At 64.4% G+C, this 21,005-nt stretch carries 18 protein-coding genes; 10 read left to right on the top strand and 8 right to left on the bottom strand.

Annotated features, from left to right (window positions below; translation table 11 throughout):
• Positions 1 to 55 precede the first annotated feature (55 nt).
• Positions 56 to 1,123: a hypothetical protein gene (locus F757_RS0119380; RefSeq protein ID WP_027212842.1), complete on the bottom strand. Its 1,068-nt coding sequence runs from the start codon at positions 1,121 to 1,123 to the stop codon at positions 56 to 58.
• A 356-nt stretch (positions 1,124 to 1,479) separates the two neighbouring features.
• Complete coding sequence (locus F757_RS0119385) at positions 1,480 to 3,075, bottom strand: MDR family MFS transporter (RefSeq protein WP_027212843.1); 1,596 nt, start codon at positions 3,073 to 3,075, stop codon at positions 1,480 to 1,482.
• Positions 3,076 to 3,149: 74 nt separating this feature from the next.
• On the opposite strand from F757_RS0119385, the gene F757_RS0119390 reads away from it, so the two are divergent.
• Both F757_RS0119390 and F757_RS0119400 read left to right on the top strand, forming a co-directional pair.
• Positions 3,150 to 3,959: a TetR/AcrR family transcriptional regulator gene (locus F757_RS0119390; RefSeq protein ID WP_027212844.1), complete on the top strand. Its 810-nt coding sequence runs from the start codon at positions 3,150 to 3,152 to the stop codon at positions 3,957 to 3,959.
• Between the two features lie 346 nt (positions 3,960 to 4,305).
• The gene (locus F757_RS0119400) at positions 4,306 to 4,836 is read left to right on the top strand and encodes a response regulator (RefSeq protein ID WP_027212846.1); all 531 of its coding nucleotides are present in this window, start codon (positions 4,306 to 4,308) and stop codon (positions 4,834 to 4,836) included.
• 307 nt (positions 4,837 to 5,143) lie between these two features.
• Here the strand turns inward: F757_RS0119400 and F757_RS0119405 are convergent, their stop codons facing one another.
• Positions 5,144 to 5,761: a Fur family transcriptional regulator gene (locus F757_RS0119405; RefSeq protein ID WP_027212847.1), complete on the bottom strand. Its 618-nt coding sequence runs from the start codon at positions 5,759 to 5,761 to the stop codon at positions 5,144 to 5,146.
• Between the two features lie 188 nt (positions 5,762 to 5,949).
• Positions 5,950 to 6,576, bottom strand: a complete 627-nt coding sequence (locus F757_RS0119410) for a glutathione S-transferase family protein (protein ID WP_027212848.1) — start codon at positions 6,574 to 6,576, stop codon at positions 5,950 to 5,952.
• 144 nt (positions 6,577 to 6,720) lie between these two features.
• Here F757_RS0119410 and F757_RS0119415 point away from each other — a divergent pair, with 144 nt between their 5' ends.
• Positions 6,721 to 8,415 (top strand): ATP-binding domain-containing protein, encoded by a 1,695-nt coding sequence (locus tag F757_RS0119415; RefSeq protein ID WP_027212849.1) that lies wholly within the window; start codon positions 6,721 to 6,723, stop codon positions 8,413 to 8,415.
• A gap of 83 nt (positions 8,416 to 8,498) precedes the next feature.
• Here F757_RS0119415 and F757_RS0119420 read toward each other — a convergent pair whose 3' ends face one another.
• Complete coding sequence (locus tag F757_RS0119420) at positions 8,499 to 9,446, bottom strand: phosphoribosyltransferase (protein WP_027212850.1); 948 nt, start codon at positions 9,444 to 9,446, stop codon at positions 8,499 to 8,501.
• A 217-nt stretch (positions 9,447 to 9,663) separates the two neighbouring features.
• On the opposite strand from F757_RS0119420, the gene F757_RS0119425 reads away from it, so the two are divergent.
• Together F757_RS0119425 and F757_RS0119430 are read left to right on the top strand one after the other, a co-directional pair.
• Positions 9,664 to 10,206 (top strand): molybdopterin-dependent oxidoreductase, encoded by a 543-nt coding sequence (locus F757_RS0119425; RefSeq protein WP_027212851.1) that lies wholly within the window; start codon positions 9,664 to 9,666, stop codon positions 10,204 to 10,206.
• Complete coding sequence (locus F757_RS0119430) at positions 10,176 to 12,038, top strand: ATP-binding response regulator (RefSeq protein ID WP_027212852.1); 1,863 nt, start codon at positions 10,176 to 10,178, stop codon at positions 12,036 to 12,038. Before F757_RS0119425 ends, F757_RS0119430 begins: the two co-directional genes overlap by 31 nt.
• A gap of 32 nt (positions 12,039 to 12,070) precedes the next feature.
• Here the strand turns inward: F757_RS0119430 and F757_RS0119435 are convergent, their stop codons facing one another.
• From F757_RS0119435 to F757_RS0119450, 3 genes are all read right to left on the bottom strand, one after another.
• Complete coding sequence (locus F757_RS0119435) at positions 12,071 to 12,925, bottom strand: helix-turn-helix domain-containing protein (protein WP_027212853.1); 855 nt, start codon at positions 12,923 to 12,925, stop codon at positions 12,071 to 12,073.
• 307 nt (positions 12,926 to 13,232) lie between these two features.
• Positions 13,233 to 14,576, bottom strand: a complete 1,344-nt coding sequence (locus F757_RS0119445) for a type II toxin-antitoxin system HipA family toxin (RefSeq protein ID WP_027212854.1) — start codon at positions 14,574 to 14,576, stop codon at positions 13,233 to 13,235.
• Positions 14,577 to 14,578: 2 nt separating this feature from the next.
• Complete coding sequence (locus tag F757_RS0119450; RefSeq protein WP_027212855.1) at positions 14,579 to 14,833, bottom strand: helix-turn-helix domain-containing protein; 255 nt, start codon at positions 14,831 to 14,833, stop codon at positions 14,579 to 14,581.
• 410 nt (positions 14,834 to 15,243) lie between these two features.
• On the opposite strand from F757_RS0119450, the gene F757_RS0119455 reads away from it, so the two are divergent.
• From F757_RS0119455 to zwf, 5 genes are all read left to right on the top strand, one after another.
• Complete coding sequence (locus tag F757_RS0119455; RefSeq protein WP_027212856.1) at positions 15,244 to 16,584, top strand: NAD(P)/FAD-dependent oxidoreductase; 1,341 nt, start codon at positions 15,244 to 15,246, stop codon at positions 16,582 to 16,584.
• Between the two features lie 30 nt (positions 16,585 to 16,614).
• Complete coding sequence (locus tag F757_RS0119460; protein WP_027212857.1) at positions 16,615 to 17,247, top strand: C39 family peptidase; 633 nt, start codon at positions 16,615 to 16,617, stop codon at positions 17,245 to 17,247.
• Positions 17,248 to 17,410: 163 nt separating this feature from the next.
• Positions 17,411 to 17,680 (top strand): hypothetical protein, encoded by a 270-nt coding sequence (locus F757_RS0119465; RefSeq protein WP_027212858.1) that lies wholly within the window; start codon positions 17,411 to 17,413, stop codon positions 17,678 to 17,680.
• Positions 17,681 to 18,127: 447 nt separating this feature from the next.
• Positions 18,128 to 19,063 carry a bifunctional Delta(1)-pyrroline-2-carboxylate/Delta(1)-piperideine-2-carboxylate reductase gene (gene lhpI / locus F757_RS0119475; protein ID WP_027212859.1) on the top strand — a complete coding sequence of 312 codons (936 nt, stop codon included), beginning with the start codon at positions 18,128 to 18,130 and terminating at the stop codon, positions 19,061 to 19,063.
• 378 nt (positions 19,064 to 19,441) lie between these two features.
• Positions 19,442 to 20,923, top strand: coding sequence for a glucose-6-phosphate dehydrogenase (zwf, locus tag F757_RS0119480; RefSeq protein WP_027212860.1), 1,482 nt, complete (start codon positions 19,442 to 19,444; stop codon positions 20,921 to 20,923).
• The last annotated feature ends 82 nt before the right edge of the window (positions 20,924 to 21,005 follow it).

Consider the following 21,005-nt stretch of genomic DNA (forward strand, 5'->3'; position numbering starts at 1 on the left):
CTGTTTGGTCAGGTTGGCACAAGCCGGTTCATTTCGATCAACTTCGGAATCCAGATCATTGTCTCGCGACTTGCCTCGAGCTCTTCGCACTGGTCGCTGTTTGCGTGTCGAGGGGCGCCCAGCCGGTCTCGCGAATCACGCGCTCCAGAATCGTTTTGCCGGGATCACTGCCCGTGTCCAGCGCGAGCGCCTCATTCGCATGCTCGCGCGCGCAGGCCCACGATTGCTGATCGGCGCACAGTTGCGCAGCGAGCAACGCGGCGTCGCGGCGCGCGGCCAACGGCTTGAGCCTCGCAGCGAGCGTCTGCGCCTCGTTGTTGTCGGACTGCAGCAATTGCACGGCCGACAGAGCGGCTTGCGCCGCGCTCAGATCGTTGACGGCGAATGCCGTGCGCGCCGCCTGCAGGGCCTGCGCAGCGTCGTGAAATTGCGGCGCGGCAGGTTTCGCTGCGGTGACCGCTACCGCTATTGGCACCGTTGCGGGCGCTGCCTGTGGGGCGTTGAGCATGCTGCCGGCGCCAGTCGACTTGCCAGCAATCACCGCGAGATGCGACTCGGTCGCCTGCTCGGGCGCGTAGCGTGCGATGGCGCCCGTTGCCGTTCTCGCGTTCTGCGCGGCTTCGGCGGCTTGCCCGCCGCTGCCGTAATGCAGATCGCGGCTCTCGCTCAACAGCGCATAGCCGACATAGGCCAGGCCCGCGGCGACAACCGCTGCGCTCGCGAGCAGCACGTGCCGAACGCGCAGACCGGCGCGAGGCGCGTGGTCGTCTGCGTCCGCGTCTGTGTCTATGTCGGCGAGCGGCAGCAGCGCGGTGTCGGGCGCGAGCAGTGGCGCAGGCGGCGTGTGAAGCGCGGCCGCGGGTGCCAGATGCAATCCCGCATGCAGGGCGCCGCCAGGGAAGTCGGGTTCGCTGAATGTCGGCGCTGTGAAGCGGTCGTGCAGCGTCGACATGTTGAACGTGCTTGCGCGGCTCTCGTGCAATGCGCTGCGTGAGGGTGCCTCGTCGCCGAGCGGGTCGAAGGCGCCGCAATACGGGCAGTGTTGGAGTTGCCGGTAGAGCGCGCCGCCACATCGTTTGCACGGTGTCGGAAACTGATGAACGGTTGAGGGTTGAGTGGACATGCTGTGGCTCCACCTGTGGAAAACAATGCCGTTACGGCATGCTCCCGATCGTGTTTGAGGCGGCGTTGGCGTCCCGCGGAAACCACGATCTACATGCGCCAGAGAGTCCGGGCAGGCAAGCGAGGCTTGCATTGCCGTCGTTTTCAATATGTGGCGTTTCGAGACGCGCGTCAATGGACGATCGACCCTATGTTATGTGCGCTACCGCACATTACCAGGTAGGACGAATGATCGCGCCTGTCAGGAAGACGAATGCACGCCGTTATTTTTATGTTGTGGCGTGCCGTTTGGGGATGAATGTCGGGCGCATGCAATCGATGTCTGCGTAGGCGCCCGCGCAACGACTTGCAACCCGATCAGTGCTTGCGCAGCGGATGATCCTTGAGGAACCACGCAAGCGCGAACGCGAGCAGAACGACGCAAGCCGCGGACAGATACACCGTATGCAGCGCGCCCGCGAAAGCCTGCAGATAGTCGGCGCGCAGTGCGTCGGGCAACGCGCGGATCGCCGCAGGCCCGAGCGCGTGCGGCAATTCGGTGTCCGCTGGAATCAGCTTGTCGAGCCGCGCGGCGAGGCCGTTCGAGAACACGGCGCCGAACGCAGCCACGCCGACGGAGCCGCCGATCGAACGGAACAGCGTGGCGCCCGAAGTGGCGACACCCACATGCCTGAAATCCACGGTGTTTTGCACGGCGAGTATCAGCACTTGCATCACCATGCCGAGGCCGCAACCGAGAACACCCATGTAGACATACATCACATGAGTTGGCGTATCGAGCTGCAAGCGCGCAAGCAGCAACATCGCGACGGTCACGAGCAAAGTGCCCGCAATCGGGAACATGCGATAACGGCCAAGTTTGCCGATGGCGCGGCCAGTCACCATCGACATGACGAACAGGCCGCCCATCATCGGCAGCATCTGCATGCCGGCTTGCGTGGGCGTCGCGCCTTTTACCACCTGAAGATAAAGCGGCAGGAACGTCACGGCACCGAACATCGACACGCCGACGATAAAGCCGATCAGACTGCTGAGCACAAACGTGCGCTGCCTGAAGAGTTCGAGCGGCATGAGCGGTTCGACCGCGCTGCGCTCTTCGTGGATAAAGCCCCAGATTGCGACGAGCCCCATGCACAGCGTGAGCCATAGTTGCGGCGAGGTCCACGGCAGAATCGTGCCGCCCTCGCTCGTGAACAGAATGATGCAGGTGAGCGCGCCTGCGAGAAACGCGGCGCCCATATAGTCGATAGTGTGCTTTACATGGCGCAAGTGCGGTTTGAACACCACGCCGATCACGGCGAGCGCGACGATGCCGAGCGGCAGATTGATATAGAAGATCCAGCGCCACGTGAGGTGCTCGACGAGAAAGCCGCCGAGCAACGGACCGATGACCGTGGCAAGACCGAATACGCCGCCGAACACACCCTGATAGCGGCCACGTTCGGCAGGCGGAATGACATCTGCGATAGCGGCCATTGTCACGACCAGCAGGCCGCCGCCGCCGAGTCCTTGCAACGCGCGCAATACGATCAACTGCGTCATGTCCTGCGCGATGCCGCACAACGCGGAACCCGCAAGAAAAAGTCCGATTGCAGCCTGCAGCACGATCTTGCGGCCGAACAGATCGCCGAGCTTGCCATAGAGCGGCACGACGATAGTCGAGCTAAGCAGATAGGCGGTTACGACCCAGGACAGGTTGTTGAGCCCGCCCAGTTCGCCGACGATGGTCGGCAACGCCGTGGACACGATGGTCTGGTCCAGCGCGGCAAGCAGCATGACGAGCAGCAGCGCGGGAAAGAGCAGGCGGATCGGCGGGTGGCCAGCGGCGAGCGCGTCCGGCTGATGGGCCGGATGCTCGCCTTGCTCCGCTGCCTGACTCGCGGCGGCGTGCGGGTCGGCATGCGGTTCGGCGTTCAGCAGGCGCTGCGGTTGGGGGACAGTTGACTGTTGCATGGCTGCGGTGTCTTGAAATTAATTAATGCAGAAATTAATATATGTGACATCTGGTCGTGCGTCAAACGAGAGCAATGGCAAAGAGTCCGTCGGCGGGTAAGAAGGAAAGCGGTGTGGAGGCGTCGGCCAGCAAGGCGGCAGCGCCTCGCATAGACAGGAGCGCGAAGCGCCGCGCGAGCGCAGCGGCTGAACCTGTCGCGGCAGCCGCGCGAGGCGGCCGGCCGCAAGACGTCGCCGTGCGACGACCGGGCCGCCCTTCGGGTGCGACGCGCGGCGCGGAGCAGCGCAGCCGCCTGCTCGACGCGGCGCTCCAACTGTTCGCCCGTCAGGGCATAGTCGATACGACGCTCGGCGAGATCGCCCGCGAGGCGGGCTTCACGCCGGCCATGATGCATTACTACTTCAAGACGCGCGACCAGTTGCTGGATGTGCTGATCGACGAGCGCATCGGCCCATTGCGCGCGAGTCTTGGCGTACCGTTCCAGGAGCATGCGGACGATCCCGTCGCGGCTATCACGCAGCTCGCGCAACGCATGGTGCGGGCGGCGGTGGCCCACCCGTGGTTTCCTTCGCTATGGGTGCGTGAAGTGATCAGCGACAGCGGGCTGTTGCGTCAGCGCATGCACGAACGTTTCGGCAACGCCAATCAGAAGATGTCGCTTGCCGCTATCGAGCGTTGGCAGAACGAAGGCCGTTTGAACGCGGCGCTCGAACCGTCGCTGATGTTCATCACGCTGCTCGGCCTGACGGTCTTGCCTCTTGCCACCTCCAAGCTATGGCGCGCCGATCCCAGGCATCGCCAACCGGGCGAAGAAGCGGTCGCCCGTCACGCAGTTGCGCTGCTTACGCAGGGCATTGGTCCGAAGAAAGCTTCATCCGACTAAACAAGGTGACTGGCGGTCAAACGGCGCGTGCGTCTTGATCGGGCCAATGCGCGGCACATAACCTGCTACCCATGTGGTGAAGAGGAGCGTCGCGCATCGGGGCTGCGCGGCGTTGCAGAAGAAATCGATGCAGGAAGACGCAAGAACGCCGCTGCGGCGCACTGTGCAAGGCATCGCACGTGGCCGTGGCGAAGCGGGTGTCGGCACCGGTTGCCGCGAACAGGCCACCGCGAGCCGTTTTTTCATTGGCGTGCAATTTTGGCGCGTTATGGTGCGCGCGTGGCAGGGGCCTTCATTACAATCGTGCGCTTTCCTGCAACTCGGCACATGAAATCGAGTCGGAACCATGAACAGCAACATCGCGGCCGCGCAAACCGGCGGCAAACAACATCAACAGCACAAGCAGCAGGGTGACACCTTGGCCAAGCCTGACGGCCTAACCGGATTTTTAGAGCAACAACAGAAGATGAACGGAGCATTGAGACTCGATCAGGCCACGATCGTGCTCGTAGAAGACGACCCGGACAGCCGGGAATCGCTGACCTTGTTGCTCGAAGCGGAAGGCGCAAACGTCGTTGCCGTGGCGGATGCGGAAGAGGGTGTCGAAGCAGCAGTTCGCCTGCTGCCCGATGCGGTCGTATGCGACCTCGAACTGCCCGCCATGGACGGCTTCTACCTGATCCAGCGTCTGCGCGATCATGAGATTCGCGGCGATCACCCACCTTCGGTGGCCGTGGCGCTGACAGGCCATACCGACGACGCCTACCGTCTGCGAAGTATCGGAGAGGGTTTCCAGCATTTCATGACCAAGCCGGCCTTGCCGGAAGATCTCGTGACCTTGCTGCACGACGCCATTGGCGCGCGCGCGGCGCGGTGAGTGCGCGGCGCAGGGGCGATTAGCGCGGATTCGCGGGTTGCGTGGCAGCCCGCGATGAAGTGCACGAACGGGCGGGCTGCGTTGTGCTTTGTCCGCGGCACAGCGAACGCAGCGCTGGCAGCGCGCATAGTGTCGCTGTTGGCAGTGTGTTCACAGCGACGGCAGCGCGTCGAGCTTGCCCCGTGACTCGATTAATGCTTCCCCGAGTCGCGCTGAGCCGCGACAAGCCCGGCTTGACACCCTGCCGCGCTGCGCGCTGCGGCTTCAGGCACACAAAGCTTGCCGCCGCGATGGCAGCCGGCCATGCTTATTTCGCGGTGCCAGGCGCGGTTGCGCCCACCTTTGACGCGGCCGGCGCGGCCAGTTCCGCGGCCTGACAGGCGGAACACACTCCCTTCAATTCGATTTCGTCGCTGGCGACCCGGTAGCCGGCGTCCTCTATTTGGGCGATGAGCGCCTGGCGCAGTTTCGGCTGATGCAGCTCGGTGACGTTGCCGCACTGCTGGCAGACCACGAGAATGCCGTGCTGGCATTGCGTGAGGTCGTGGCAGACCGTGAAGGCGTTGATCGACTCTATGCGATGCACGAGCCCCGCCGAAAGCAGAAAGTCCAGCGCGCGATACACCGTGGGCGGCGCCGAGCCTGGGTGGATCTGGCGCATTTCGTCGAGCAGCGAATAGGCTTTGGTGGCGCGCCCCGAATTCAGCAGCAGCTCCAGCACTTTGCGGCGGATCGGCGTGAGCTTTTCGCCGCGTTCGCGACAGTATTCTTCCGCGAGAGCCAGCGCGGCTTCGGGCGACTCGCCGTGCGTGTGCCGCGGCGCGTGTGCGTGGTCATGCGGGTGTGCATGCGCCTCGGCCGCAGCGGCGGTCTGATCCGTTCTGGGGGGAGTGGTGGCGTGCGCGGCGGGCTTGGCGTTCTTCATGAAGCGATTATAAAGGCCAATGCAGGATTGCTGCCCGAGGCGCGCGGCGCTGCCGCGCAGCGGCAAAGACGAAGAGGCACAGTCACGAACGGCGCAGTGTCAACCGCACAGCGCCTCACGGCCCCGGGCATTGTGTCGCCATACAACTTGTTCCATCAGGCACAATCGCCCAAACGCGCGGCCCCGCATCAGGTCAACGGAAAGTCCACGTATTTCTTGAATCCCGAACGCGTGGCGATGCGCGAATACCAGCGCTCGAGACTCGGCAGCGGCGGACGCTCGAGGCCCGCAAGGCCGAACCAGCGTTTCGCATACGCGCCAATGACGATATCGGCCAGCGTGAACTTGTCGCTCTCCAGAAAGAAGCGGCCCTGCAGGTGCGTGTCGAGCAGGCGCCATAGCGGGGTGACGTTGCGGACGTCGTCGGCCAGCTTCGTCGCGTCGCGCTGTTCCGGCGGGGTGCGCACGAGCGTCCAGAACACCGGCCGCTCCGCTGGCTGCAGCGTGGAGAGCGACCAGTCCAGCCAACGGTCGATGCTCGCGCGCAGTCTCGGCTCGGCCGGGTACAGCGGGCTTGCCGCGCCATATTGGAGCGCCAGATAGCGCAAGATCGAGTTCGATTCCCACAGCACGAAGTCGTCGTCCACCAGCGTGGGAATCTTGCCGGTCGGGTTCATCGAAAGATAGGCGGGTTCGTTATTGCGCCCGAACTGCAGGCCCGCGTCGATACGCTCATACGGCAGCACCAGTTCATCGCAGCACCACAACACCTTTTGCACGTTCACTGAGTTCGTGCGTCCCCAGATCGTAATCATCCGGTCAATCCCTTTTTGTCGACAATTGGCAAGCCGCGCCTTGCGCGGCGTTCAACCAGTAACGATACACGATCCCTGCGTTTGCATGCCTCGCTCGCCATGCGTTGCGTACAATGAGCGCACCGAATCACGACGAGGCACCGCATGGCCCGCATTGTCCCCGACGACTGGAAGAGCCTCGCCGCCACCGGCGCGGCGGCGCGCGAACGCGAGACCCTGGCGCTGCTCGAAAAGGCGTTGCCCGAGAACTACACCGTCTATCACGGTGTGCACTGGACGCGGCTGAACCAGAACTTCTCGGTATTCGGCGAGGCCGACTTCGTGATCGTCAGTCCGGCCGGTCGCGTGATGATCGTCGAACAGAAAACGGGTTTTCTGCGCGAAACGCCTAAAGGGCTGGTCAAGGTCTATCTGCAAACCGAACGCAACGTGGCGATTGCGCTCGCGCACACCATCGAAGGGTTGCATCGGCGCTTCACCGCGGCATTCGGCGCGGGCACCTATTTCATCGAAGAACTTCTGTACTGCCCCGACCACATCGTCAAGGACGCCGCGATTGCCGGGGTGAACCCCGCGCGCATTGTCGACGCGACCCGGCGCGACCGGCTGGCCGCCGTGATTCGCGAAGCGTTGCCGGCCGACGAGCCGCGCCTGCCGTGCGCGTCGAAAATTCACCACTTTCTCGCCGACGAACTCGCGCTCACGCCCGACGCGAGCGCGCTCGTCGGCCAGGCCGGCACGCTCGTCACACGGCTGGCGGGCGGCCTTGCAACGTGGGCGCGGCGGCTCGAATTTTCGCCGTTCCGTCTGCGCGTGATCGGCACGGCCGGTTCCGGTAAGACGCAACTCGCCGTGCAGGTGATGAAAGACGCGGCCGCGCGCGGCGAGCGACCGCTGTATGTGTGCTTTAACCGGCCGCTCGCCGATCACATCGCGCGCGTCGCGCCGCCGCAGGCGAAGGTCGCGAACTATCACCAGCTGTGCGACTGGATCGCGCGCGACGCGGGCCGCGAGCCCGATTTCGAATCGGGCCAGGTGTTCGACCAGCTCGAGGCGATGTTCGCCGAAACGCCCATCGACGAGCGCTGGCAATTCGACGTGCTGATCGTCGACGAAGGGCAGGATTTTCAGGAGCCGTGGGTCGCCGCGCTCGAACGCCTGCTGCGCCCAGGCGGCGCATGGTGGTGGCTCGAGGATCCGCTGCAGAACCTGTATATGCGCGAGCCGGTCTCGCTGCCGGGCTGGACCACGCTCAAGGAAACCACCAACTACCGCAGCCCGCGCGACATTCTCGACTACGTGCGGGAGGTGGTCGGCGCTTCGGTGCCGAGCGCGGCGGCGCTTGCCTCGGGCAGTCCGTTCGACGGCTCGGACATTTCCCTGTCCGTCTACGACGAAGCGAACGCCGCTGAGGCCGCGACGGAAGCAACCAAACGCGCCATTACGCAGGCGCTGTCGCTGGGATTTCGCAAGCAGGACATCGCGGTGCTGTCGTTTCGCGGACGCGAGGGCTCGGTGATGACCGCGCAGGATCATCTCGGCCCGCACCGCCTGCGCAGTTTCACCGGCAAATATGATTTGTTTGGGAATCCGGAATATCGCGAAGGGGACGTACTGTTCGAGTCCATCTACCGGTTCAAGGGGCAGGCGGCGCCGTGCGTGATTCTCACCGAGGTCGATTTCGCCGCGTTCGACGAGCGTATCGCGCGCAAGCTGTTCGTCGGCGCGACGCGCGCAACGATGAAGCTGATCATCGTCGCCTCGCAGCGGGCCGCACGTCATCTGCATCTGCGTGATGCGAAGGACCGCAAGGAAACCGCAGAGGCGCGCGAAGCGTGACACGTGAGGCGTGCGGGTGTCAGCAGCTCATGCTCAAGCATTCAAACGCACGCGCTCGAAACCACGCGCTCAAAGCCACGCGCTCAAACCCAAGCCCGGGCGCCGACCAGCATGCCGGTGCGGGTGTGCGCATCCCACCAGATCACGCGCAGAAGCGGCGCCTGCTGCGCGATCAGCAACGCCTGCACCGGATCGCTTTCGACGAAATGCGTGACGCCGCCCGCCAGCGCCGCCGACGCCTTGTGCGCGGCAGCGCCCGCCGGACTTTCGTCGTGCGTGCCGGGCACGCGCATGACCAGTTGCATATGGCCGAAACCATGCCGTTCGAGCCAGGCCTCGGTACGCACGCGGTCCATTTCCGGCCGGCCCGTAATGATTGTGCGCACACGCTGCAGGTCGATGCCGGGCAGCACCTCGAAGGGCAGCAGCGCGTCGCGTTCGACGAGCGCCGCGGCAAGATCTTCGTCGTAGCGCGCGAGCGGCACGTCCGGCAGCAGAATGCCGTCGAGGTCGATCGCGTAGGTCGCGTAGTGGTGGTCGTGCGCCATTGCCGTGGCTTCGCCGGCTTCCACGCGCGCCCAGTCGTCGCGATAACGCTGCGTGTACGCCTGGCGCTCCCACGGAAAGAGCGCGAAATAACCGCGTGCGTCGATCGCGTAGTCCGGCTGCGTGCGGCTGAGATCGTCGACCGCGCCGGTCAGCGTCTTCACCACGAGGCCATGCTGCTGAAGAAATGCGATGCAATCGACCAGCGTGAAGCCGCGTCCAGCAATGTCTTCGCACAGCAGGACTTTGGAGCCGGTGGGCGGCATGGGCAGCGTCGAGTCCCACGCAACCGTGCGCGAGCCGCGGTCGTAGCGCAAGAACGCAACCGGCGCGCCAGCCGAGTGCGAGACCATCAGCGCGAGCGGCGCGCCGCCGCGCAGAATGCCGATTGCCATCGCAAAACCTTCGGCGAGCAAGGTGGGCTGCAGCGATTCGATCCAGTGATCGAGCTGCTCATACGTGAGGGGCAAAACCGGCTTGTTCATAACGCTCGATGAGTCGCATAACGCATGCTGGAGGGTTGCCGTTCCGCGGCAAGACGGGCTGGCGGCAGACCTTCGTTTATTCTGCAAAGAATTTTGACGATATTATGCATGCCGTCCGGCAATCGCGCGTCGGGGTGACGCGTGCGACGGCAAGCCGGGGCGCTGCGCCCACTAGGGCAGCGGCGCCGCAAAAAAACAGACCACGGATAAAAAGCAAATGACCAATGTGACGGCAACAGTGCAACGCAGATCAGGCGCGCCTGCGGGCGGGCGCTGGGCTACCGGGCTCATCTTCGCGCTGGCCGCGTGGAGCGTAGCGGCGCAGACGGACCCGACCGCGCTCTCGCTCGACGTGACGGGCAAGATCGGCAAGACCAACGACGCTGCGCACCGCGCCTATCACTTCGACGAGGCGCAGTTGCTGGCGCTGCCGGCTCATTCCATCACCACCGCGACGACCTGGACGCCGCGCTCCACCTTCACAGGACCGCTGCTCGCGGATATTCTGAGGACGGTCGGCGCGCGTGGCACGCAGGTCGAGATTCATACGCTCGACGACTATACGTACACCATCCCCGTAACGGACTGCGACCGCTATGGCGTGGTAGTGGCATACAACATGAACGGCCGGCGTCTGAAAATCACCGATTTCGGCCCGCTGTTTCTCATTTACCCGCGCGATGCGTTTCCTGATGAACTCGTGGGCGCCTCGGGCGATTCGAAATTCGTATGGCAGATCAAGGCACTCATCGTCAAATAACGCGCCGTCCGTGGCGCCGGTTTTTTTATGTGCTGATCTGGCTCACCGCGCTCGCGGCGCCCGCCGGCGCCATCGGCTATCTGCTCTACTCGAACCTGCTGAATCCGGATACGACCGAGTCGCTGACAGGCTCGTACGACGGCTTCTATTGGGACGCGGCGCAACTGCAAATCGCGTATGCGCGTTTCGAGAACCAATTGCTGCTGTATCAGGCCGGCGTGGACGACGACTACCAGCGCATTACGCTGCGCTACCAGTTGCTGCAATCGAAGTTGCACGTCATGGAGGGCTCTACGCTCCGCCTCACCACGCAGGTCGCGCTGGTGCAACGGCAACTGTATGAAATCCACGTGCTCGACCGGATGCTGAGGGGCCTCGCTCCCGATGTCGCGGCCCTGCCGAAGGACCCCGGCGGGGTCAACCGGGTCGTCGCGCAATTGCGCCTGCACTGGAACGAAGTCAACGATCTGGCGCTGAGCCGCCGTTTCGCCGACGTCGCCGACCGCGAGGCTCTGAACCGCGATTTCATCGACAAGCGCCGCCTGCTGTTTGCCGGCGGCATGGTCCTGCTGCTGCTGTCCGCGGCGGCAACGCTTCTGCTCGTGGTCAACGGCCGGCGCCGCACGCGTCTCATGCATCAGCAGCACGCGGCGCTCGAGGCCGAACACCAGGCGAGCCGCGCGGCGCGCGAGGCGAGTCTCGCGAAGGACGCATTTCTCGGCATGATCAGTCACGAGCTGCGCACGCCTTTGCATGCGATTGTTTCGTCGATCGAACTGCTCGGCTTTAACTATCACTCCGAAGCCGACCGCAAGGTGATCCAGCGGCTCGAAACTGCGGCCCGGCATCTCGAAGCGCAGATGAAGGACCTGACCGATTACGCACGGCTCGGCGCCGGCAAGCTGGAGCTGCGTCACGAGCACTTCGAGCCGCGCGAGCTGCTCGCGTCGATTGTCGACGAACATGCGATGTCCGCCGCGGCGCGCGGCCTGAAGCTCGAAAGCGAGGCGAGCGGTGCGACGGGACTAGTCGATTCCGATCCGCACCGTATTCGGCAGATCGTCAACAACCTGGTCACCAATGCCATTCGCTATACGGAGACCGGCACGATCCGCGTGAAGCTGATGCAGCGCCCCGCGCTGTTGAGCTTCGTGGTCAGCGACACGGGGCCGGGCGTGCCGCAGGCGCAGATTCCGCTGATTTTCCAGGAGTTCACGCAACTCGACGGCTCGCGCACGCGCCGCTTCGAAGGCGCCGGCATGGGGCTCACTATCGTGCAGGGACTGGTGCGGCTGTTTGGCGGCACGGTCGAAGTGGCCAGCGTGGTGGGCGAGGGCACCACCTTCACTGTGACGATTCCGGTCTTGCCGGTCGCTCCCGCGCCTTCGCGCGGCGCACAGGCGCAGGCGGAGCCGGGCGGCGCCCGGCCGAGCGTGCTGATCGTCGACGATAACCGGCTGATTCGCGAGTCGCTCAGCGAAATGGTCGCGCACATGGACTACGACGCGCACGCCGTCGCCAACGCCGACGCTGCGCTCGGATGGCTCGACACGGGCCGCTGCGACGTCGTGCTGCTGGATCTGCACATGCCGGGGCGCGACGGCTATTCGTTTCTCGCGGACCTGGCGGCGCGCGGCGGGCCGGTGTCGGCCGTGCCGGTGATCGTGGTCAGCGCGTATCCACCGGAGGCCGAGGCACAACAGGTAACAGAGGGGGAGAGCAACAGCGGGTCGGGCACGCGGCTGTTTTTCGAAGCGTTATTAAAGCCAGTACATTACGGCGATCTGCGCAATGCCTTGCAGCGTGCGCTGGCTTCCCGGCATACCGTCTAAGGTGACGGCGCGCGATATTTAGCGGATACCCCTCAGGGCCGATTCAGCCGCTTGGACAGGTCGGCCACCAGAATCGCCATCCGTGCGGGCTTTTCATAGCAGGCGACGTCGTAATTGCGGATCACCTGGCTGATTTCGGACTCGCTCGCCTTGCCCGTGAGCAATTCGCCGGTCAGCACGAAAATTGGCGCATCCGGATTCTCCGAGGCCCGCACAGCGCGAATCGCGGCCGCCGAGGTTTGCGAGCCGAACAGCCAGTCGATCACGATGCCGTCGAACACCTGGCTTTGCAGTTGCTCCGCAAAGGCCGCGAGCCCGTAGATGGCGACTGCGGCAAAGCCGCTGCGTTCGAGATAGTCGCGCAGATTGTCGGCGCTCGCCTGATCGTCGTCCACCACGGCGATGGTGGGCTTGTCCGTCTCCCCGCGACGCGGGTAGATCTCGATCTTATGAACTTCGTAGGCGCTGTGGTAAAGCGCGCCGTCGTGCCGCGCGACGCGCCACTGGCCGAGCTTCGAGTAGGCGACGAATTCCGGACGGCTGCCCGCTTCCAGCGCCGCGCCGACCCATGCGGTGCATGGCAATTCGATCGCGCCGATGCAGAAGACCGCTTCCTGCGCAATTGCGCCGACCATGCCGGGATCGAGCGACTGTGCCCCGAAAAGCTGTGCAGCGGGTTCGCCGTATACTTCAGCAACTTTCTTGATCTGCGACAAAGTCCACGGACTGTTGCCGCGCAGCTTGCGGTGTCCCTGCGAAAAGCTCAGGTCGAGGATGCGGCAAAGTTCCGTGGTTTGCTGTCGTTTGCCGATTCCGTGCCGGCTCATCAACTCGCGCACGCGCTCGGCGACTGCGATGGAGTCAGGTGAGTGTGTGTCGTTGGTCATACTGCGTGAGAATCCGCCGTTCTTAAAGGGCTGTGGAGGGGCGATACGGCAGGCGTAACGCGGCGATGCATCATGCACGCAGCGCAACGCAGCTACGCGGGGGACAGCAAATGTACCGCAAAAAACATCGCGGTCGGCGTTTTGAACAGAGGTTTTGCGTCTGTCCGTGCAGCCGGAAATCCTGCGGATACGGCGGTCCGCTTCGGATTCCCGAATGCGCTCAGGCACGCGCTTTTCGATGCGTTCTGAATAGACGCATTTTACCGGCGAAAACGGGTCATATCCATCCGGGCTCCTGCCGATGCGGTCAGTTCGCCGGCATGCCCGCCAGCTTCGCGGCCGAATTCCTCAGACCTTTGAAGATGCGTTCCGCGACCTTGCCGGGAAACCGGTCAGGCAATTGTGCGGAGACCTGATCGATTACCTGCGGGGTCTGTTGGAGCAGGCGTTCTATCAGCGGTTCGGCGCTTGCGCCGTACGAGCACTTCAGCGCCATGGTGTTGAAGTGGCGCCGCTGCACGTCGCGAAAAGCGTCGTGCTTGCTGCGCGACCACATGCCCATCGCAAGGCGCGCCTTGAACCAGGACCACTGGTTTGGCCCGTTGCCTTCCACTGGCCAGATGGACATGACGTCGTAGAGCGGCGTGAGCCGGTACTGGCCCCTCGCGAGCAGGCGGATGCTGAAGTTTTTCGCGTGGCCGTCCGGCGCGGCAAGCATCCAGAACAGGATCTGGCTGGCAAGCAGCGTTTCGATGTCTTGCGAGGCCGCGACCGATTGCTGCAGAACGCGCGCGAGGTCGAGCACGCCGGGGCCGCCTTCGTTCTCGTACTTGCGATGCGAGGGCACGCCGTACACCTGGCAAAAATCCTCTTGCGGCAGGCGCAGCAGCCATTGTCCGCTCGAATGCAGTTGCCGGTCGAAGCGCTCAACGCTCAACACGCGCTGTCTGCCGAAGGTCATGACTTCCGTGTTCGCGACGGGCAGGCCGTAGGCGCTGAGGATGCGCAGGCATAGCCATTCGTTTTCAACCGAGGTGCTGAGGTCGGCCAGCTTGTTGCCGACGAGCCCGAGCGGCAGCTTGAAGATATGCGTGGTGGGCGTGGCGCCGTGAGGCCGCTTCCATTGCCCGTCGTGCCACAGCAGCGCGGTCTTTTCCTGGGCGCCTGCAAGGGAAATGCGGAAATCGTCGTCGCTTTGCTCTGCGGGGCCGAGCGCAGGCGCGCTTACGGTGCGCGTCAGCATGGCCTCGATTTCAGCCTCGGAAAGCGGCGTACCGTCGATGCGGTCGACGCCGACCGGCGCTTCGTCTTCTGCCAGCAACTGCACGGCGCCCACGCAATCGCGGCCGATGGCCTGCAGCAGGTCGAAGGCCTCGAGCGTCCCGGTCCGGTAGCGCTGCGCAATGCGCTTTCTGATGACTTCGCTGTCGGGCAGCAGATTGTCGAAATAATTGAGCACGCGCGGCCCTTTGTGCGCCATGTTGCCAGGCGTGAAAGGCAGCGAGAGCGACAAGGGCCGCCCGGCGGGCGAGCCGATCCACGCCGCGTCGTAGGAAAATTCCATTGGACCGCGGGCCGGAAGCCGCCACGTGCCGACACGCTCGCCGTTCGCCCACACGGAAAGTGCGCGTGAATGAGTGAGCCGCGCCATGCTTACCACTCGGCCTGAGGTGCCGCGTCCGCTTGCGGCTGATTCTTGTCGCGCATCTGTAGTTGCAGCCCGTAGGCGCCGCATAGCGACAGCAACTGTGCGACGGTCAGCGCGGCGGCGTCCGTCTCCCACGCGGAAATGCGGCTCTGGCTCACGCCGACACGTGCGGCGGCTTCGGTCTGCGTCAGACCTGCATGCCGCCGGCTGGCGGCGAGCAACTGGGCGATCTGATCGGCGGTGGCGATGACATGCAGCATGGCGAATATCCGTCAAACGAATATCTGAATTTTATTCGTGGCGCGGATATTTGGCAAATATTCGCGTGGCGAATAGAGCGCAGCCGTATCTGCCACACGGATATTGGCGGATTATTCGTCTCGCAGATAAACGAACTATGCCCGCGGCGAGCGCCAGAACGCCCGAACGCCCGAAGCCCGAACGCCCGAAGCCTCGAACGCCGAAGCCCGAAGCCCGAAGCCCGAAGCCCGAAGCCCGAAGGCCGAAGGCCGAAGCCCGAACGCCCGAAGCCCGAACGCCTCGAACGCCCGGCGTCCGAGCTCCCAATGCTGACCCGAACGGGCTTCCCAGCACTTGCTGCAAGCGTTGCATTGCGGATTACCAGCCCGCCTGCGAAGATTATGCCCGCACTTAAAAACTTTCCCGCTCGATGACGACAACCTATCCGCTCCACGCCGGTTTCACCTCCGCAGACCAGGCGTTTCCCCAAGGTGCCGACGTGGTGATCGCCGGGGCCGGCATCATGGGTTGCGCGGCTGCCTACTATCTGGCGCGGCGCGGATTGTCCGTGGTAGTGCTCGACAAGTCGCGCATTGCGGGGCAGCAGTCGTCGCGTGCGTGGGGGTTCGTGCGCCAGCAGGGCCGCGAGTCGGCGGAAGTCCCGTTGATGATGGCCGGCATTGCATTGTGGACCAGCCTCGAACGCGAACTGGATTTCGACCTGGAGTGGCGCCAAGGGGGCTGCCTTTACGTCGCGACCAACGAGGCGGACTGGGCCTCGTTCCAGCAATGGATGGACGTTGCACGGCAGCACGGGCTCGATACGCGCACGCTGGAGCGCAAGCAGATCGACACGGTGGTGACCGGCATGCGAGGCCCGTCGCTCGGCGGGCTCTACACGCCGAGCGACGGTCAGGCCGAGCCGCGCCGAGCGGCAGCCGCTTTCGCGGCGCGGGCCGCGCAAGCCGGCGCGTTTTTCTTCGAAGGCTGCGGTGTGGTCGGCGTGGAGCGCGCGGCCGGCGCAATCATTGGCGTGGTAACTGAACGCGGCACAGTGCGCACGTCGCGTTTCATTTGCGCCGCGGGTGCGAGCAGTTGGCGGCTGCTGAAAACAGTAGGCCTCGACTTGCCCCAGCAGGCGGTGCGCGGGACCTGCATGCGTACGAATCCACTGCCACCCGTGAGCGCATCGACATTCTGGGGACATGGCCTCGGCATCCGGCAGCGCGCCAACGGCGCGATCAATCTCGCCGACGACATGCAGGTCGACGTCGACATGACGCTCGGCCACTTTCGCGCGTTGAAATGGTTTTTGCCGGAACTGTGGAGTCAGCGCGAGAAATTCAATTTCCATCTGAACGGTGCATGTCTGCGCGATCTGCGCGACCGTCTACCGGGCGTCGTGCCGCCAAACGAGCGCGTGCTGCATCCGCGCGACCCGCAGCCCCAGCCGAACCCCGGCCACGCGCCGCGCGCGCTCGCGAAATTGCGCGCGCTTTTTCCCGCGCTGAAGGACGCGCAGGTGGTGGAGTCGTGGGCCGGGCTGATCGACGTGTTGCCGGACGGCATTCCCGTCATCGACGCGCCGCCGCAAGTGCCCGGTCTCACCATCGCCACCGGTTTCTGCGGGCATGGTTTTGCGATGGGACCGATTGTCGGCAAGCTGCTGGCGGAGCTCAACGACGGAGGGCAGCCGTCGCTCGATCTGTCTGCGTTCCGTTTGCAGCGCTTTTTCGACGGCACGATGCAGCGGCCTCGCAGCATGCTGTGAGCGCGTCGCTTTTCTCTCTTTCGCGTCAGCATGAACGAACCCACCATGCGCCATACCGGCGTGCCTTACTACACGCAATGGGGTAGCCCCGAGTGGGTTGGTCCAATCGTGGAGGGGCACCGCGATCCTTGCGACGACCCCGGCTGGCAACGAAGCGGCTTCCCGGACCCGCAACGCTACCGTTTCTGGGCCAAACGCCTATGCGGTTTGACGTGCCTCGAGTCCGCGCTCGACTACTGGGGTATCGAACACGGCCCGCGGGCCGCGCTGCTCGACGACGCGTTGCGGCGCGGCGTGTATCGCATGCGCGAGGACGGCGGTGTCGACGGCCTGATCTACCGCCCGTTTGCTGCGTGGGTACAGGAGGCGTTCGGCGTGCATGTCGACGTGCTGCCGCAGGTATCGCTCGAGAATGTTGCCGCGCGCCTGGATTCGCGCACGCTCGCCATTGTGTCTGTCAGCCCCGAGATCCGTTATCCCGACGAGCCGAATCAGCGCCGTGGCGGACATCTCGTTTTGCTGCACGGGCGCGATTCCGGCGGGGTCTGGTTTCACAATCCCTCGGGAATCGGGGCGCAGCAGGCGAATGTCTATCTGCCGTTTGCGACGATGACGCGCTTTTACGCGGGCCGCGGCATGACGCTCCGTTACGGTGAGGGCTGAGCCGCCGCCGCGCAGACAGAGGCGGCGGGCGATGCCAGGATGCGGTGACAGCAACGGCTTGCAGAAAGTGCTCGCGGAGAGTGCTAGCAGAGAGTGCTCCCCGATGATCGGGCCCGTTTTCTGCTCACCCGCCTGTATCGACATCCGCGATACAGGACTCAACATGAATAGAACTCACGCCCTGCTCGCCGCGAGCTTTGTCGCGCTCAGCGCTGTGACCGCGGTCGAGGCCCACGCCGCGACCCGCGACGAACAGGCCAAAGCCTGCCGCGGCGACGCAATGCATTTTTGCGCCTCCGACATTCCCAACAAGGCGAAAATCACCGCCTGCATGAAACAGCACATCGACGAACTGAGTCCGCCTTGCCGCGCGATGTTCAAGGGCGGCAAGAAGTCGGCGGACAGCGGCGCAAAACCGGACGCGTCGCAGTAAGTCCGCATTTGCGTGCGCGTCATGCGCGATGCGCGGGAAAACCGGCTGCGCTGGCCGAGGCTTTTCCCTCCGTGGAGGCGTTTCTTTGATGGCGTCGGGCTATGCGGTGATGATGCCGTTGGCCCATGCGGGATGTGATGCCGTTGGCTCATGCGATGAGGTCGTGTCGCTGCGCCATGCGGGTGAGGTGATGCCGTCGTGCCATGCGGTGAATTGATGCCGTCGGCCTAGGCGGTGAATTGATGCCATCGGCCGATGCGGCGAGGTCGTGCCGTCGGGCAACGCGGTGAACTCGCACCGCTGGCCGTACCGTTTGATCATGACATCGGTTCATGCCGCCAGGTCATGCCTTTTGACAAGGCGCCAGGCAGACGGTCACGCGTCGTAGAATCGACTGTTCCGATTGCGACCACACCCACACTCACCAACACGCACCTCCATCAGCCCATGACCCGTCCGACCACGCAGATGTTCGACGCCGCCGCGACCGCGCGGTTGACACCTTACGCGGCGCTCGTCGACGCATTGAAGCGCACGAGCATCGACTATGCGCAGCGGCGCATCGCCAGCCCCGAACGGCTCGGCGTGCCGCTCAACGGCGGCGGCATTCTGCTGTCTATGCCGGCGAGCGCGCCCGATCTCGCGATCCACAAGCTTGTCAACGTCTGCCCGGGCAACGGGTCACGCGGCTTGCCGACCATCCACGGCCAGGTGATGGCGTTCGACGCCGACACCGGCGAGACGCTCTTCATTGTCGACGGCCCGACGGTGACGGGGCGCCGCACCGCGGCGATGTCGATGCTCGGTGTCCGCACTTTCGCGGCCGCCGCGCCGCGCGAATTCCTGCTGATCGGCACCGGCACGCAGGCGCTGAATCATCTGGAGGCGATCGGCGACCTGTATCCGCAAGCGCGCGTATGGGTGAAGGGCAGTGCGCCGGCACGCGCGGAGGCCTTTTGCGCCGCGCATCGCGGCAAGGCGTTCGAGCTGCGCCCCCTTCCCCAGCCGGATGCAGCGTTGCCCGATTCCATCGACACGGTGATTGCGCTGACCACCAGCCGTCAGGCCGTCTATGACGAAGCGGCGCGCGCGGGGCGCCTCGTGATCGGCGTCGGCGCATTCACGCCCGAGATGGTGGAGATCGGCGCGCAGACCCTCGCGGGCAGCGCGCTTTTCGTCGACGATATGGCCGGCGCGAAACACGAAGCCGGCGATTTCATTCAGGCAGGCGTGGATTGGTCCGGCGTGCGTGGCATTGCCTCGGTGCTGGACAACGCTGCGGAGGCGCCGTCGCAAACGCCGGTGGTTTTCAAAAGCGTCGGCTGTGCGGCGTGGGATCTGGCGGCGTGCCGGGTTGCGCGGCAAGCGCTTTCTGGCGGGTAAGCGGGGGCACCGCCGGGCGCGGCCGCGCACGGTTGAACGCGGCCACGCGAACGCAGGCCCCATCGCTCTGACTAACGCGTCGGCCGCGCGGCGTCTCGGGCCGGCGGGTTGCACCCACACCGCCCTCCATCATCCGACCAAAAAAAGCCCTTCAAGACAGGGCCTTGGCGGAACGGTTTGGCATATTGCGCCAAGCTGCGGCACATCTTGCCGTGCAAACAATCTCAAAACGTTGCACCATAGGCGTTTGCCAGAAAACCTGCCGATGCGTGCGGCCCGTGCCGCGCCTGCGCTTTTCTGCATTTGCCCAAGGCCAGTCGTGGCCGCTGTCCTTCGGCGCCTGACCACACCTCTTTCTCACGACGCTGCGACCGCGCTATGACGACTCAACATGCTTCTGCGACTCCCGAGCTTGCGCTCGACATGATCATTTTCGGCGGCACCGGCGACCTGTCGTTTCGCAAGCTACTGCCCGCGCTCTACATGGCGCATCTGCACTGCAACTTGCCGCCAGAAACACGCATTCTGACCATCGGCCGCAAGCCCTGGTCGCGCGAGGAATACATCGCCGAGTTCATGGAGCAGAAGGCCAAGCCCTTCATCGAAAAGAAGGCGTTCGACGCCGCCGCGTGGGACAAATTTCTCGCGCTGTTCGAATACGTGCGCATGGACGTCGATTCCGCCGACGACTATCAACGCCTGAGGCAAGCGTCGCGCGAGGGCGTGCGCCGCGTGTTCTATCTGGCCACGTCGCCGGATCTGTTCATGAACATTTGCGAGAATCTCTCGGCGGCGGGGCTCGTGGACGAGCTCTCGCGCGTCGTGCTGGAAAAGCCGCTCGGCCACGATCTCGCGTCCGCTCAGGAGATCAACACGGCGGTCGGCAAGCATTTCAGCGAAGCGCAGATCTACCGGATCGACCACTACCTCGGTAAGGAAACGGTGCAGAACCTGATGGTGCTGCGCTTCGGCAATCCGATTTTCGGACCGCTGTGGCAGGCGCCGTACATCAAGCGCGTGCAGATTACGGTGGCGGAGACCGTCGGCGTGGGCAGCCGTGCTGGCTTCTACGACAAGACCGGTGCGTTGCGCGACATGGTGCAGAATCACCTGCTGCAACTGCTGTGCATTGTCGCGATGGAGCCGCCCGTCTCTCTGGATCCCGACGCCGTTCGCGACGAGAAGCTGAAGGTGCTGCGCTCGTTGCGGCCCATGACGCCCGAGGACATCGCGCGCGACACGGTGCGCGGCCAGTACACGGCCGGCGCGGTGAACGGCGAAGCGGTGAAGGGCTATCTCGAGGAAGACAACGTGCCGGCCGGCAGCCGCGCGGAAACCTTCGTCGCCTTGCGTGCGCATATCAACAACTGGCGCTGGGCCAACGTGCCGTTTTTCCTGCGCACGGGCAAGCGCATGCAGAAGAAGGTGTCGGAGATCGTCATCGAATTTTCGGATCTGCCTTTCTCGATCATTCCGAGCGGCGGGCGCAATTACGGCAACCGTCTCGTGATCCAGTTGCAGCCGGAAGAGTCCATCCAGCTCCAGATGCTGGCGAAGGAACCGGGCAGCGGCATGCATATGCTGCCGGTGAACCTGAACCTCGACTTGCAGCAGGCATTCACCGAGCGTCGCGCGGAGGCCTACGAGCGCTTGCTGATCGACGTGGTTCGCGGGCGTCTCACGCACTTCATGCGCCGCGACGAACTGGAAGCCGCGTGGGCATGGGCCGAGCCGATTCTCGAAGGATGGGCGAAGTCGGGCGAACGGCCGCGCAGCTATACAGCGGGCACTTTTGGGCCGGCGGCGTCGACGGCGCTGATGGCGCGCGAGAACGCGGTGTGGGCGGAGGAGTCGCAGTAAGCGGAAGTTGCCCCGGAACATTCTCGCTGCAGTAAGTGAAACGGCCCGCTTGAAGCGGGCCGTTCTACTTGCGATTGGGATT

Origin of the sequence: Burkholderia sp. WSM2232, assembly GCF_000472545.1 — a bacterium.
Classification (GTDB): Bacteria; Pseudomonadota; Gammaproteobacteria; order Burkholderiales; family Burkholderiaceae; genus Paraburkholderia.